This is a genomic window from Tepidibacter aestuarii (assembly GCF_934924865.1).
Taxonomy (GTDB): Bacteria; Bacillota; Clostridia; order Peptostreptococcales; family Peptostreptococcaceae; genus Tepidibacter_A; species Tepidibacter_A aestuarii.
The window spans coordinates 2,195,779-2,210,788 of record NZ_OW235315.1 but is presented as its reverse complement, the minus strand read 5'-3'; the positions used below and the strand labels follow the sequence as shown (position 1 = coordinate 2,210,788).

Genomic DNA, 15,010 nt, shown 5'->3' with positions numbered 1-15,010 from the left:
TTATGAGAAAAATAATATCAATTATACTTGTAATATTAATTAGTTTTAGTGCGTTATCTGGATGTGCGAGTAAAGATAAAAAGGAATCATTTAATTTACTTGAAATGAAATGGGAAGATATTGCTAAAGAGGCTGACGGTGAAACTGTTAATATATATATGTGGGCTGGAGATCCATCAGTAAATGAATACATGGATAATTGGGTCAAGCCATTGGTAAAAGAAGAATTAAATATTAATTTAAATAGAGTTGCTATAAACGATCCAAAAGATATGATAAATAAACTAATTACAGAAAAAGAAGTAGAAAAATCAAATGGAAGCATAGATATAATATGGATGAATGGAGAAAACTTCAAATTAGCAAATGAAAATAGTCTACTTTGGGGACCGTTTGCGGATAAGCTTCCAAATTATAATCAATATGTTAATAAAGAAGCAGATGATATTAAGTATGATTTTGGAGAAGATACTATGGGAATGGAAGTTCCTTTTGGAAAATCTCAATTTGTATTTATATATGATTCTAATGCCATAAAAAATCCGCCTAAGGATATAAATGAACTAACTAATTGGATAAAACAAAATCCTGGAAAATTTACATATCCATCAGTACCAGATTTCACAGGAAGTGCGTTTATACGCCAAACTTATATGGATTTATTCAAGAAAGATTATGTAGAAGATAAAGATTTAAATAGTATGTGGAATTATATGAATGAAATAAAACCATATTTATGGAGAAAAGGGGAAACATATCCTGAAAGCAGTGCTAAACTTGACATGCTATATTCAAATTCAGAAGTGTTGATGAGTATGTCTTATAATCCACTTCATGCATTTAACAAAGTACAAAATGGAGAGTTTAAAGAATCAACAGATGTGTTCGTATTAAATGATGGAACGCTGTCTAATACTCACTACTTGAGTGTACCATTTAATGCTTCTAATAAAGCAGGAGCCATGGTAGTTATAGATTTCTTACTATCACCTAGAGCTCAGATACAAAAATTAAATCCTAGCAATTGGGGAGATGGACTTGCTATATCATATGATAAACTTTCAGATGAAGATAAATTGAAAATAGATGATATTTATAAAGAAAATAAGTTAGAATTTTTAAATGAAATTAGAAAATATAAAATTCCAGAAATGAAGGCTACGTATATAGATCAAATAGAAAAAGGCTGGATCGAAAATGTATCAAAAAACTAGGCCATATTTATTATTATTACCAGCAATAATAGTAACTATTGTATTGTTTGTATCGGGATTAATACAAGGGTTTATACAAAGCTTAGGAATACCATCTATTTATAATATGGGTGGTATTACTTTTGTGTATTATAAAGAACTGTTTATGTCTACAGAATTTTGGGTGTCATTTTTTATGACACTGAAAGTAGCTATAATATCGACAGTATTATCTGCATTAGGAGGAACTTGTATAGTATATTTATTGTATATACTAAAGACTGGAGTATTTTATAAATTTACATCCAAATTCAAACTTTTAATTCAAATACCTATGTTATTTCCGTACTTAGTGTATTCATATATTATATTACTTATATTCAATAGAAGTGGATGGATAAGTTCTGTTTTTTTAAAATTAGGGATAATAAATAGTATTAATGAATTTCCTGTGATAGTAAATGATGAGTTTGGCATAGGAATAATATTAACATATGTATTAAAAACCACTCCTTTTATAGTTCTAATGCTATACCCTGTTATTTTAAAGGTTGAATCAAATTGGTTAGAATTAGCATATATGCTAGGTGGAAGTAGAAATGAGCTTTTTAAAAAAGTTATATTAAAGATGTTGATTAATCCCCTAAAGATATCGTGTTTTATAATATTTTCATACACTTTTGCTGAATTTGAAATTCCTTTTTTATTAGGAGTTACCTATCCAAAAATGATCTCCGTCTATTCATATCAAATATATATGAATTCAGATTTGATTGAAAGACCTAAAGCTTTTGCTATAAATATAATTGCAGTATTAGTTATAATAGGAATTGGATATATTTTTAATCGTTTAAGTATGCAAAAATGGAGGAAGATAAAGTGATGAAGGTCAAATATGGGGAGAAGGTATCATTAATAATATTATCCTTATTAATATTATTTTCCCTAGTTCAAATTATTTTTATTATTTTTATGAGCTTTTCTAATGGATGGGTCTGGCCTGATATAATTCCTAAGAATCTAAGTACTGAAGGATGGAAATATGTTTTACTAAATAGTAATTCATTAGATGTTATATTTATGAGTTTAAAAATAGCTTTAATTGTAGTTGTTATAAATTTAATAGTAGCAATTCCAGCAGCAGATGCAATAGCTAGGTATGATTTTAAATATAAAAAGACAATCGAGTTTTTTTTGATTATGCCTATTGTTATACCTCCAATAATATCTACTATGGGAATACACAAAGCTTTTATAAGAATGAATCTAACAGAAAGCATATGGGGAGTAATTTTAGTACATATAATACCGACTCTACCGTATATGATAAGGGCTATTAAAATCAGTTTCGAAAATTTTGGATTTGAATGGGAACAGCAGTGCCAAATGCTTGGAGCAAGTAAATTAAAGACTCTTATCAATGTGAAAATATATTTTTTACTTCCTGGTATTATAGCTGGTTCTAGCCTAACGGCATTGATATCTTTTAGTCAATATATAACTACTATTCTAATAGGAGGAGGACAGATACAGACTCTTTCAACTAATATGATTCCGTATATTAATTCTGGAGAAAAAACTATAGGATGTGTATATGCGATAATATTTGCATTTATATGTTTATCTACACTTGGTATTATGGAATATTATTTAAAAAGATATTATGATTCACTGTGATACAGACATGAGAGGAAGATTTGCTTATGACGAAATTATACTTAAAAAATATAAAAAAAACTTATGGTAAATATGTAAAAACGTCTAATTTTGATTTGAATATAGATAAACTTAAGATTAAGGATAAAGATTTCTTTGGAATAGTTGGAGGATCTGGGTGTGGGAAGACAACACTTTTAAAGATAATAGCAGGCCTTATTAATATTGATGAGGGAACTATTTGTATGAATGAAAAAACAATTAATGAAATTTTACCTCAAAGAAGGAATATAGGTATGATATTTCAAGAAAATTTATTGTTTCCTCACATGAGTGTTTATGAAAATATAAGTTTTGGCCTTAAAATTAAAAAAATTTCAAAAGAAAAAATCTCAGAATTAATAGGTGATGTACTTGAATCTGTAGGACTTAAAGGGTTTGAAAAAAGATATCCAAATGAATTGAGTGGGGGACAAAAGCAAAGAGTTTCTTTAGCTAGAAGTCTAGTATTAAAGCCTGAAGTATTGCTTATGGATGAGCCTTTTAGTGCTTTAGATCCTGAATTAAGAAAAGAAATGAGAAATCTTATATTAAAAATTCATAAAGAATATAAGATGACTATAGTGTTTGTAACACACGATATAGAAGAAGCATTTGATTTATTTGATGATATGATCATAATGAAAGAGGGAAGGATAGTACAAAATGGATCTCCTATGCAAATATATCAAAATCCTATCAATGCTCATGTTGCTAAATTTATGGGAATTAATAATGTTTTATATGGAAATATTAAGGACAAAATATTTAGATCAAATAATTTAAAAATAAAGTTAAATAAATTTAATGAAGATGATGTAATGGGAAATCTTATTTTAAAGCCTGAATGTCTAAAAGTATTAAAATTTGATAATTGTAATAAACATACAAATATTTTTAAAGGTACAATAAAAGAATGCTCATTTAGACAAGGATTTATATTGTTTAGAGTAGACATTAATTTTATCGAATTTGAAACAATACAAGTTTATGAACCGAATATCGAATTTAAAGTTGGTGAAAAAGTTTCTGTACACTATGATGAAAAAGGACTTTTATTTATATCAGATGAGGAGGGAATGCAATGTTAGATACTCATGCAAGAAAATATGTTAATCCTATGATAGATAAAGCGTCCAAAGGTTTTTTGAGTTTGAAAATGACACCAAACCAAGTAACTGTATTAGCATTTATAACGGGAATAATAGCATCTGTTGGAGTGTATTTTGATTATAATATAGTTGCATGCTTATTACTTTGGCTATCTGGATTTTTAGATGCTGTCGATGGTGCTATGGCAAGAAAAAGTAATAAATCAACTCCTTGGGGTACGCTACTTGACATTACTTTTGATAGAATTGTAGAAATATTTATTATAATAAGTTTAGCACTTAAATTTAACGAATTATTATTTAACTACTTGATACTTACTTGCTGCATAATTTTTTCAATGACTATATTTCTAACTGTAGGTGCTTTGAGTGAAAAAAATGGTATAAAATCATTTTATTATCAAGCTGGAATAGCTGAAAGAACGGAAGGATTTATATTTTTTACATTTATGATATTGAGTCCAAACAATATGGCTTTAATAACGAATATATTTTCTTTATTGATATTTGTAACTGCAATTCAACGGATGATGGAAGCAAAAAAAATATTTACAAAAAAATAAAAGCTCAATATTGAGCTTTTATTTTTTTATAGAGATACTAGAAAAATCAAGTTTTTCAAATAGATGAATAAATATTTTACAAGTATATTCAGCATCAATATCAGCTCTGTGCATATTTGTGTCTTCTATTTCTATATCACACAAAGTCAGTGCGTTTGAAAGACTAGCTGTTTTACCTTTTTCTAATTTATTGATTTTAGAAAACTGTTTTTGTATATCTAAAAATTCATGAATCCAGCTTGATTTTATATTGTGAAGTTTGCAATTAGTCTTTATATGGTAATAATCGTCATATCCCCAAGAGCACAACATATAATCTTCACCTAGCCAGTCTTTGAAAGATTTCAATATTAGTTTAAAAGATTTGGCATTGTTTATGTCAATTTGTTTTATATTAGTTTTTTTCTTTATTCTAGAGAATAATCTTGGGAAATACTTAGGCTTTATAAAGGCTTGGAATCTGTCTACTATTTCTAAATCTTCATTTAGCTTAACTGCTCCTATTTCTATTATTTCGTTTGGTATCTTGCTTTTGAAAGGTTTACTATTTAGTTCAAGATCGAAAATTATATAATTCAAAAAAATCACTCCTATTTATATTGCTACGTATAAAGCGAAACTTAATTCATATGGAATCTTTACTCCAGCTGAATTTTTAGCTGAGCTAATCCAGAAGCTGTTAAGTTCTTATCTACAGTCATAAAAAGATGGAGTTTTAGAACTTTTGGCTTTCGGATAAAGCGAAACTTAACAATTATTTATATCTACATTTTATCAATAATGATGAAAAAAGAATAGTATATATAAAGAGTTTTAATTAAACAACTCTTTTATTATTTATACGAGGTGAGATAAATATGCTAAAATGTCCTAAATGCCATAAAGAAATTTCGGATATACCTGGAAGTAGATGTCCTAGGTGTAAAAGAAGAATAACACCAAAGGATGTAGGACATGTAGTTTGTCCTGAACCAGGATGTAAAGCTGTATTACCTAAAACCACTATTTATTGTCCAAAGTGTGGAGCTAAAATAAGGAATGAGGGTATTGAAGAAAAATTAGGTAGAGTAGCGAGAAAGATTGAAAAAATATTAGATTCATTATAAAGTAAAACTTAATTTGGAAATTTTAGAATTCTTAACTTTGGAATAAAAAAATAAACGAGGATATCCTCGTTTATTTTTCATTTATAAGAAAACTATAGTATTGGAGATAACAGTCTTGAAATTGATTCTTTGAATTTTATCATTAAAGGTCTATTTTTATATATTTCTTGAGTGATTTGAGTACAATCTTTCATATCATTTTCGAATATCTCTTTAAACTCATTTGAGATTACACTATCATATATGAAGGCATTAACTTCAAAGTTGAGTTTAAAGCTCCTAACATCCATATTAGCTGTTCCAACAGATGCTACTTTACCGTCTACAACTATTGTTTTTGCATGTATAAATCCTTTTTCATAGATATAGCACTTGGCACCTATTTTAAGTAATTCGCTAGCATATGAAGATGAAGCCCAATATACAAACATATGATCTGGTTTATTTGGAATCATTATTTTGACATCTACTCCTGATAAGGAAGCGAGTTTTAAAGCGTGAAGTATACTTTCATCTGGTATAAAATAAGGAGTCTGTATATATATGCTTTCTTTGGCTGCATTGATCATTTTAAGATAACCGTATTTTATTTGTTCCCATTCAGAGTCGGGTCCACTTGAGATTATCTGGACACCAGTAGTTCCGTTTGAATTTATTTGAGGAAAATATTTAGGTTTTATTTCTAATTTTTTATTGTTGGCACTTCTCCAGTCAAACAAAAACCTAGTTTGCAGCATATGAACAGCATCGCCTGTTATTTTTATGTGAGTATCTCTCCAATAGCCCATTTTTTTATTTAGGCTCAAATATTCATCTCCTATATTAAAACCGCCTATAAAGCCCTCTGTACCATCTATTACAGCTATTTTTCTATGGTTCCTAAAGTTTATATTAAGATTTAAAAAAGGAATTACTATAGGGAAAAAAGCCACAGCCTCTCCTCCTGCTTCTTTAAGATTTTTAAAAAAGTTCCTAGGAAGTGAATGACTACCTATAGCATCATATAAAAATCTTACTTCTACGCCTTCCTTTGCTTTTTTTGTAAGTTCATGTACTATTTTTTTACCCAATGAATCATTTTTTATTATAAAGTAAACCATGTGTATATGGTCTTTTGCATTTTGAATGCTCTCTATTAGTGATTCAAATTTATCGTTCCCATCTGTGAATATGTCAATATTATTGTTTTGTGTGAAAATAGATTCACTATGAGTTAAATGCATATAAACCATGTCTTTGTAATTTTTAATAGATGCATCATTGAGTTTTAAAGAGTTATTTTGTAGTTGCAGTTTTTGATTTTCCAAAATTATATTTATTTTATTTGCTTCTTCTGGTTTAATTTCAAATATTTTTTTTCTGCTTAAATTTCTACCAAATAATAAGTAAAAAATAAAACCTATATTAGGTATCAAAACTAAAAGCATAAGCCAAGCTAGAGTAGCACTTGGTTTTTTTCTTTCTAAAAATATTATTGTAATGGCAAATAATATATTCAATATTAGTACTACGGACAATGCATTTGAAATCATAAAAACCTCCTTTAAGACTAAGTTTAATGATGTATATAGTTTATTTAAAAATAGATAAAAATTCAACTATTTTAAATAAGTTAAAGTGTATATTGTTAACTATTTATGTAAAAAATCATAAAGAATACATATAAATAGGAGGAATTTGATATGAAGAGTAAGGTATTAATTTTTTTTGCTGTTGTTTTATCAATATTTATAATATCAGTTAATAAAAGTAAAACAATACAAACATCAAATGAGGTTTTAAGGCAGGAGGATAAGATTAAAGTTTACACTACAATTTATCCCATGTATGAATTTGCAAAAAATATAGGTAAAGATAGAATTGATTTAAAAATGATGGTTCCAAATTCAACAAAACCAGATAAATTTGAATTAACTGAAGAAATTATAGAAGATTTAAATAAAAGTGATGTATTAATATATGATGGAGCAGAGCCATGGATTGATAATATTATAAATTCTATTTCAAATGATAAATTAATAATTGTAAAAGCGTGCGAAGGTATAAAAATTATAGACGATGTGAAAAAAGATTCAAATATATGGTTAAATCCTTTAAATGTAATAGGAGAGTCAAATAATATAAAAAATGCCTTTATAAAAGCTGATACTAAAAATAAAAAAATTTATGAAAAAAATTACTATTCATTTAAACGAGAATTAATAAAATTAGATAAGTTATATTCTGATGAGATAAATAGTTTAAATGAAAAAGATATATTAGTTTCAAGTAATGCTTTTTCTTATATTGCAAATAGATATGACTTAAATCAAATAGATATTTCAGATATATCTAAACAAGATGATTTAGACAAAATTATAAATGATAATAAAATAAAATATATATTTTCAGAAAATGAAATAGATGAAAATTTAAAAGAAATATCAAAAAAACTTCAAGTTAATATTTTACCTTTAAATTCTATTGAATGTTTGAGTAATAATACAAAGTTAGGCTATATAGATATTATGAAAAAAAATTTAAAACAGATAAAGCTAGGATTAAAACATTAATTTATACTTTGTAAAAAAAAATTATTAGCAATATTAGATTATATTTATTCTATTTTAAAAATTAAATACATATAATTCTGTGAGTAGATTTTAGGGGGTATAAATGTGTTTATTATAATAAATAAAAAGAAATCTTTTATAGGAATTATATGTATACTGACTTTAGCTATATCTTTATATTCATTCGAAATTAAATCCAAGGTTATAATGGCTTTTACTGATCAAGAATGTATGGAAATATTAGAAGAAATATTTGAAACAAGAAATAAGGCACTTCTAGATGCAGATGAGAGTAAATTAAATAATCTATATGATAAAAGCACTAAATATGGAGTATGGGCATATGAACATGAAATGAAAAAAATGAAGTACTTACATATCTGGTCAAATAAACAGGGGGTTACATTTAAAGATATAAAGACTAAACTGAAGATAAACAGAATAAAACCTAAGGAAGGAGGATATTTGATAAATTTTACTGCATCAACTGAATACAAATATGAATATGACAATGCTAAAAATGAAATTAACATGTTTAGAATAGGAACATATCACTCCTTAAATACTATCAAAAATGAAGAGGGATGGTGTATAACTAAAGAGTGGTATACAGATCCTTTTGCAGATTCTCTTGATTTAGAAAATATAAAATTTGATGATATCAAAACTCATATTTTAGAGCAAGGAAAAAGAGATAGTTCTAATATGAATGAAAGAAGAAAAAAAGCTTTAGAATATGCAGATATGTTTTGTGGTGCAGCATCAGATGAAGAGTATGATTTTAAGTACAATAGAAAATATAGAAACTATAATCCCTTAGGAGGAGATTGTGCAAATTTTGCATCTCAAATATTACATGAGGGAGGAAGTTTTAGAAAAACAAAAGCATGGAATTATGATTCCAAAGGAGCTACTAAAGCTTGGGTAAATGCACATGCATTTAAAAATTATATGATATATAGTGGAAGAGCATCTTTAATAGCATATGGAGATTATGACAAGGTTTATAAGGCATCTTATAAACTTGAACCGGGTGATTTTGTAGCTTATGAGAAAAAAGGAAAGGTAACTCATATTTCGGTTGTAACAGGATCTGATTCTAAGGGATATTCTCTTGTGAACTGCCACAATACTGATAGATATAGAGTACCTTGGGATCTTGGTTGGAGTAATAAAAAAATCAAATTTTGGCTTGTTAGGGTACATTATTGATAAGTTTCGTTTTATGTATTGACATTAGGCTGAAAATGTAGTAATTTTAATTATAAAGTAAACAAATGGTATATTTGTTTCAAATTCGTTTTAGGAGGATGTTATAAATGAACAAGGGAACTGTTAAGTGGTTTAATGCAGAAAAAGGTTATGGATTTTTATCTATCGAAGGTGGAGAAGATGTATTCGTACATTTTTCAGCTATAGAAGGAGATGGATATAAAACATTAGAAGAAGGACAACAAGTTGAGTTTGAAGTAGTTGATGGAGCTAGAGGACCTCAAGCTGCTAACGTTAATAAATTATAATATTTAACTTGTATAAGGTCTTTAATAGATTTATTATATTAAAAGTCGCTTTTTTATAAAGCGACTTTTTTATGCTTAAGGAAATTATATAATTTTTAAATTGTGGATAATATTGATGGAAGAACTACAGTTGCAAATATTTTGAGTAACGGAGCCCGTAGGGGGCGTTGGCTACATGAGTCAGTGCGTAGCAATTAGACGAATTTTTTTAGTTCATATCATTTTTTGTATAGGCTTTATTATCTATAAACAATAACAGAGCAAATACGTTTAAAACGCCTATGAGTGCTGCAAAAAACAATTTTTTAAAGTTATCTATATTTGAAAATTGATACGATGATATTAGGCTTAAAATAATTCCAAAAGAACTCATCAATATACCTACGAATCTTATTATATTATTCAAAACTAATCCCTCCCCCATAATTTTTAACTTTTAGTTATAGTGAGAAATACTATACTTACAAGTATAACATGATATAGGTTGATTTTATTATGGGAATTTATACATTGCGTCAAACTTGACATCTTTTTTAATCTCAAGTAAGATACTATTTAGATAGACTAAAATTTAAAAATAGGGGAGAAAACATATGAATATAGCTTTTTTTCTTACACCTAAAATAGAGGTAGCTTATTTAACACCAGAAGCGACAATGCGTCAAGCTTTAGAGAAAATGGAGTACCATAGATATACAGCTATTCCTATAATTGATGATGGAAGGTATGTAGGAACGATTACTGAAGGGGATTTACTTTGGAAGTTAAAGAATACACCTGATTTAAACTTTAAAAATACTAGTAAAATTTTATTAAAAGATATACCTAGAAAAATGGATAATAAGCCTGTTTATATTAATTCAAATATAGAAGATTTGATTTCTCTAAGTATAAATCAGAATTTTGTACCTGTGGTTGATGACCAAAATATTTTTATAGGTATAATAAAGAGAAGTGAAATCATAGATTATTGCTATAAATCATTATTTGACAAAAAAAATTAAAAATATGTTGACACTTTAAAATTATATGTGTATAATACATATTAAGTTAAACAAAACAAGCAAAATAATATTAAATCCAGTGAAGTGGAGAGTAAGTATGATGATTGTTAAAGCGAGCTAGAGTTGGTGTGAGTCTAGCACATAGTTATACCGAAAAGAGCCATGGAGGAGATTTTCTGAAATAATAGTAGGAAAATACGGTACCTATCGTTAAAGGACAATGAGTGGATATAATTTTATTGTATCAACAAGAGTGGTAACACGGGCATATACCTCGTCTCTTATTTTTAAGGGACGAGTTTTTTTATATAAAAATATAATATTTAAATCCAGTGAAGTGGAGAGTAGATATGATGATTGTTAAAGCGAGCTAGAGTTGGTGTGAGTCTAGTAACATAGTTGTATTGAAAAGAGCCATGGAGGAGATTTTCTGAAATAATAGTAGGAAAATACGGTACCTATCGTTAAAGGACAATGAGTGGATACAATTTTATTGTATCAACAAGAGTGGTAACACGGGCATATACCTCGTCTCTTATTTTTGAGAGACGAGTTTTTTTTGTACAAATGTTATGTAGGAGGTGTCTAAAAGGAAATAGTCAACGGTTGCACTTTAGCGATTTAAATTAATAAAGTAAAATTTTAATAAAATATGAGAGGGGAGATTTAAAATGTTTAAAAAGAGTATTAATAAGATGATTGTTGTATTTATGGTTGTATGTTTAGGAATGGTTTTTACAGGATGTGGTAAAAGTGAGGTTTCTCAATATGAAAAAATTAAAGAATCAGGAAAAATAGTACTTGGAACTAGTGCAGACTATCCACCATATGAATTTCACAAAGAAGTAGATGGAAAAGATCAGATAGTTGGATTTGATATTGAAATTGCTAAAGCAATAGCAGATGATATGGGAGTTGAACTTGAAATTAAGGATATGGATTTTGGGGGGTTACTTGCAGCTTTAAATACTGGAACTGTTGATTTTGTAGTAGCTGGTATGAACCCTACTAGTGAAAGAAAAGAAAAAGTAGATTTTACTAATATATATTACAATGCAACTCAAGCTATAGTTGTTAAGGCAGAAAACAAAGATAATATAAAATCTATGGATGATTTAAAAGGAAAAAAAGTAGGAGTGCAAATGTCATCTATTCAAGAAGGTATAGCTAAAGACGAAATAGAAGATGCTCAAATAAAATCTCTTACAAAAATACCTGATATTATTCTTGAACTTAAAAATGATAAGATAGATGCTGCAATAGTTGAATTACCAGTTGCAAAGGCTTATGTAGATAAAAATAGTGATCTTGGACTTGCAGATATAACAATTAAAGATGAAACTGGTGGATCTGCTATAGCTATCAAAAAAGGAAACCAAGAAATTGTAGATCAGATGAACAAGACATTAGATAAATTAGTTAAAGAAAATAAAATAGAAGAATTTGTAGTTGAAGCGACAGAGATGATTGATTAGGAGTTGAGTATAGTGGATTTTTCTTTCTTAAGTAAGTATTATATGTTCTTTTTAACTGGAACTAAAAACACAGTTTTACTTTCAGTATGTTCAGTATTTATAGGTGTAATACTAGGTCTTTTCGTATCTCTTATGAAATTATCTAAGAATAAGGTGTTAAATATAATATCTAGTGTATATATAGAATTTTTAAGAGGAACACCTATATTGGTTCAAATATTTATAGTTTATTATGGGCTTCCTAGATTAGGGTTAGATATGCCGCCTTTTGTATCTGGTGTAATAGCTTTATCGATTAATAGTTCTGCTTATGTAGCAGAGATAGTAAGAACGGGAATTCAGGCTGTTGATAAGGGACAAATGGAGGCTGCAAGATCATTAGGAATGAGTCATAATATGGCTATGAGATATATTATAATACCTCAAGGACTTAAAAATATATTACCTGCACTAGGCAATGAATTTATAGTTTTAATAAAAGAGTCTTCAATAGTCATGGTTGTTGGTATAGCGGATGTTATGTACAATACTAATATAGTAAGAGGTAATACGTATCAACCATTTGAGCCATTAATGATTGCTGCTCTTATATACTTTGTATTAACATTTACACTTTCTAAATTTATGAACAAAATTGAAAGGGGGATGGCTGTAAGTGATTAAGATTAATGATTTAAATAAAAAATTTGGAAACAATCATGTTTTAAGGGGCATTGATGAACATATAAATCAAGGTGAAGTAGTAGTTGTTATAGGTCCTAGTGGCTCTGGTAAAAGTACATTTTTAAGATGTCTTAATTTACTTGAGCATCCTACAAGTGGAGATATAATATTTGAAGGAAAATCTATAACTTGTAATACTAATAATATAGACAAACAAAGAGAAAAGATGGGAATGGTATTTCAACAATTTAATTTATTCCCACATATGAGTGTGTTAGATAATATTACACTTGCACCTAAAAATCTTAAGCGTATGAGTGATGAAGAGAGCAAAGGAATAGCTATTCAGTTATTAAAAACAGTAGGGCTTGAAGATAAAGCAGCTAATTATCCTAAACAATTATCAGGAGGTCAAAAGCAAAGAATAGCAATAGCAAGAGCTCTTGCTATGTCACCTGATGTAATGTTATTTGATGAACCAACATCTGCACTTGACCCTGAGATGGTAGGTGAAGTTCTAGATGTTATGAAAAAGCTTGCATCAAAGGGTATGACTATGGTTGTAGTAACTCATGAAATGGGATTTGCAAAAGAAGTAGGAGATAGAGTTATCTTTATGGATGGTGGGAAAATAATAGAACAAGGAAGTCCTAAAGAAATATTTGAAAATCCTCAAAATGAAAGAACTAAGGATTTCTTAAGTAAAGTATTGTAGTTTTAAGAAATTATAGATATGAACGTATTTAAATTTTATAGTTTTTAATCAAGAAACAACGGTTGTTAGAATATAATTATATTCTAACAACCGTTGTTTTGTGATACAAGGAATATGCCAACTATATTTAAGTAACAAAGCTTATGGAGCTTGTTAGCTACATAGCATAAATAGAATTTTTTATAAAGAATAGGAAATTATAATATTAAATATGTTAACAAAAAGATTTAATCTATGTTGACTTTTGGTGTGTTTTTATATATACTTTGATTATCAAAAGGTTTGAATGTCAAAATAAAAATGAAAGGAAGATAAATTCATGAAATTACCATCTTTAAATATAGGAGATTTAATAGCTAAGGTTCCAATTATTCAAGGAGGAATGGGTGTTGGTGTATCGGGTGCTAGACTTGCAGCATCTGTTGCTAATGAAGGTGGAATTGGAGTTATATCAGGAGTACAAATAGGTTATAAAGAAGATGACTTTAGAGTTGATAACAAAGCAGCTAATATAAGAGCTTTAAGAAGAGAAATAAAAAGAGCAAAAAATTTAAGTCCTAATGGAATCATAGGAGTTAACTTCTTGGTGGCAATGGAAAATTATAAAGAAATGGTAAAGACTGCAGTTGAGGAAAAGGTAAACCTAATAATATCAGGAGCTGGTCTTCCTAAGTCATTGCCAGATCTTATAAAGGGATCAAAGACTAAAATTGCTCCGATAGTATCATCTGCAAAAGCAGCTACATTAATATCGAAGCTTTGGGATAGAAAATATAACTATGTTCCAGATATAGTCATAGTAGAAGGTCCTAAGGCTGGAGGACATTTAGGATTTTCTATAGATGAATTAGAATCAATTGAGAATATAGATTTGATTAAGATAGTAAATGAAGTTAAAGAAAGCTTAAAGCCTTTTAAAGAAAAATATCAAAAGGATATACCGGTTGTTGTAGCTGGAGGAATATTTGATGGTGATGATATAGCAAGATATATTAAAGCTGGTGCTGATGGGGTTCAAATGGGAACTAGATTTGTAGCTACTGATGAATGTGAAGCTCATATAGATTTTAAAAAAGCTTATATAAACTCTAAAAAAGATGATATTGAACTTATAAAAAGTCCTGTAGGTATGCCTGGAAGAGCTATTAGCAATGATTTTGTTAAAAAAACTAGAATTGGAAATATTCCAGTAGGAAAGTGTTATAAGTGTATATCTGGATGTAGTCCGAAAGAGATTCCGTATTGTATAACAGAGGCACTGGTTAGTGCTGTTAATGGAGATGTAGAAAATGGACTTATATTTAGTGGTAGTAATGCATACAAGCTAGATAAAATAGTTACTGTACATGATTTAATGAAGGAACTTGTAGAAGAAGCTAGTGCAAAGCTTAATACTATATAAACATAAAGTG

At 28.2% G+C, this 15,010-nt stretch carries 17 protein-coding genes and 2 other annotated features; of the genes, 14 read left to right on the top strand and 3 right to left on the bottom strand.

What is annotated here, in order from left to right; all coding sequences use genetic code 11:
* Positions 1-2: 2 nt before the first annotated feature.
* Genes M2214_RS10930 through M2214_RS10910 form a run of 5 tightly spaced genes read left to right on the top strand, consistent with a single transcriptional unit; the run spans position 3 to position 4,563 of the window.
* The gene (locus M2214_RS10930; protein WP_248477760.1) at positions 3-1,214 is read left to right on the top strand and encodes an ABC transporter substrate-binding protein; all 1,212 of its coding nucleotides are present in this window, start codon (positions 3-5) and stop codon (positions 1,212-1,214) included.
* Complete coding sequence (locus M2214_RS10925) at positions 1,198-2,076, top strand: ABC transporter permease (RefSeq protein WP_248477745.1); 879 nt, start codon at positions 1,198-1,200, stop codon at positions 2,074-2,076. Before M2214_RS10930 ends, M2214_RS10925 begins: the two co-directional genes overlap by 17 nt.
* On the top strand, positions 2,076-2,870 hold the full coding sequence (locus M2214_RS10920; RefSeq protein ID WP_248484831.1) for an ABC transporter permease: 795 nt from the start codon (positions 2,076-2,078) through the stop codon (positions 2,868-2,870). Before M2214_RS10925 ends, M2214_RS10920 begins: the two co-directional genes overlap by 1 nt.
* A gap of 26 nt (positions 2,871-2,896) precedes the next feature.
* Positions 2,897-3,979: an ABC transporter ATP-binding protein gene (locus tag M2214_RS10915; RefSeq protein ID WP_248477742.1), complete on the top strand. Its 1,083-nt coding sequence runs from the start codon at positions 2,897-2,899 to the stop codon at positions 3,977-3,979.
* Positions 3,973-4,563, top strand: a complete 591-nt coding sequence (locus M2214_RS10910) for a CDP-alcohol phosphatidyltransferase family protein (protein WP_248477740.1) — start codon at positions 3,973-3,975, stop codon at positions 4,561-4,563. The genes M2214_RS10915 and M2214_RS10910 overlap by 7 nt, the downstream gene beginning before the upstream one ends.
* A gap of 18 nt (positions 4,564-4,581) precedes the next feature.
* Here M2214_RS10910 and M2214_RS10905 read toward each other — a convergent pair whose 3' ends face one another.
* Positions 4,582-5,142, bottom strand: coding sequence for a 3'-5' exonuclease (locus M2214_RS10905; protein WP_248477738.1), 561 nt, complete (start codon positions 5,140-5,142; stop codon positions 4,582-4,584).
* A gap of 278 nt (positions 5,143-5,420) precedes the next feature.
* On the opposite strand from M2214_RS10905, the gene M2214_RS10900 reads away from it, so the two are divergent.
* The gene (locus tag M2214_RS10900; RefSeq protein WP_248477736.1) at positions 5,421-5,669 is read left to right on the top strand and encodes a hypothetical protein; all 249 of its coding nucleotides are present in this window, start codon (positions 5,421-5,423) and stop codon (positions 5,667-5,669) included.
* Between the two features lie 92 nt (positions 5,670-5,761).
* Here the strand turns inward: M2214_RS10900 and cls are convergent, their stop codons facing one another.
* Complete coding sequence (gene cls, locus M2214_RS10895; protein WP_248477734.1) at positions 5,762-7,201, bottom strand: cardiolipin synthase; 1,440 nt, start codon at positions 7,199-7,201, stop codon at positions 5,762-5,764.
* Positions 7,202-7,351: 150 nt separating this feature from the next.
* On the opposite strand from cls, the gene M2214_RS10890 reads away from it, so the two are divergent.
* From M2214_RS10890 to M2214_RS10880, 3 genes are all read left to right on the top strand, one after another.
* Positions 7,352-8,221: a metal ABC transporter solute-binding protein, Zn/Mn family gene (locus M2214_RS10890; RefSeq protein ID WP_248477732.1), complete on the top strand. Its 870-nt coding sequence runs from the start codon at positions 7,352-7,354 to the stop codon at positions 8,219-8,221.
* 105 nt (positions 8,222-8,326) lie between these two features.
* Positions 8,327-9,433 (top strand): amidase domain-containing protein, encoded by a 1,107-nt coding sequence (locus tag M2214_RS10885; protein WP_330651487.1) that lies wholly within the window; start codon positions 8,327-8,329, stop codon positions 9,431-9,433.
* A 107-nt stretch (positions 9,434-9,540) separates the two neighbouring features.
* Positions 9,541-9,741 carry a cold-shock protein gene (locus tag M2214_RS10880; protein WP_248477729.1) on the top strand — a complete coding sequence of 67 codons (201 nt, stop codon included), beginning with the start codon at positions 9,541-9,543 and terminating at the stop codon, positions 9,739-9,741.
* A gap of 208 nt (positions 9,742-9,949) precedes the next feature.
* On the opposite strand, the gene M2214_RS10875 is transcribed toward M2214_RS10880, so the two are convergent.
* Complete coding sequence (locus tag M2214_RS10875) at positions 9,950-10,147, bottom strand: hypothetical protein (RefSeq protein WP_248477727.1); 198 nt, start codon at positions 10,145-10,147, stop codon at positions 9,950-9,952.
* A 187-nt stretch (positions 10,148-10,334) separates the two neighbouring features.
* Between M2214_RS10875 and M2214_RS10870 the strand changes: the two genes are divergently transcribed.
* From M2214_RS10870 to M2214_RS10850, 5 genes are all read left to right on the top strand, one after another.
* Complete coding sequence (locus M2214_RS10870; RefSeq protein ID WP_248477717.1) at positions 10,335-10,745, top strand: CBS domain-containing protein; 411 nt, start codon at positions 10,335-10,337, stop codon at positions 10,743-10,745.
* 70 nt (positions 10,746-10,815) lie between these two features.
* Positions 10,816-11,030: a binding site (T-box leader), on the top strand.
* 38 nt (positions 11,031-11,068) lie between these two features.
* Positions 11,069-11,284 (top strand) — a binding site (T-box leader).
* A 132-nt stretch (positions 11,285-11,416) separates the two neighbouring features.
* Positions 11,417-12,220, top strand: coding sequence for an ABC transporter substrate-binding protein (locus M2214_RS10865; protein ID WP_248477706.1), 804 nt, complete (start codon positions 11,417-11,419; stop codon positions 12,218-12,220).
* Between the two features lie 12 nt (positions 12,221-12,232).
* Positions 12,233-12,883, top strand: a complete 651-nt coding sequence (locus tag M2214_RS10860) for an amino acid ABC transporter permease (protein ID WP_248477704.1) — start codon at positions 12,233-12,235, stop codon at positions 12,881-12,883.
* A complete protein-coding gene (locus M2214_RS10855; protein WP_248477702.1) occupies positions 12,876-13,598 on the top strand; it encodes an amino acid ABC transporter ATP-binding protein in 723 nt (240 codons plus the stop codon). Before M2214_RS10860 ends, M2214_RS10855 begins: the two co-directional genes overlap by 8 nt.
* Positions 13,599-13,917: 319 nt before the next feature.
* The gene (locus M2214_RS10850) at positions 13,918-15,000 is read left to right on the top strand and encodes an NAD(P)H-dependent flavin oxidoreductase (protein WP_248477676.1); all 1,083 of its coding nucleotides are present in this window, start codon (positions 13,918-13,920) and stop codon (positions 14,998-15,000) included.
* Positions 15,001-15,010 lie beyond the last annotated feature (10 nt).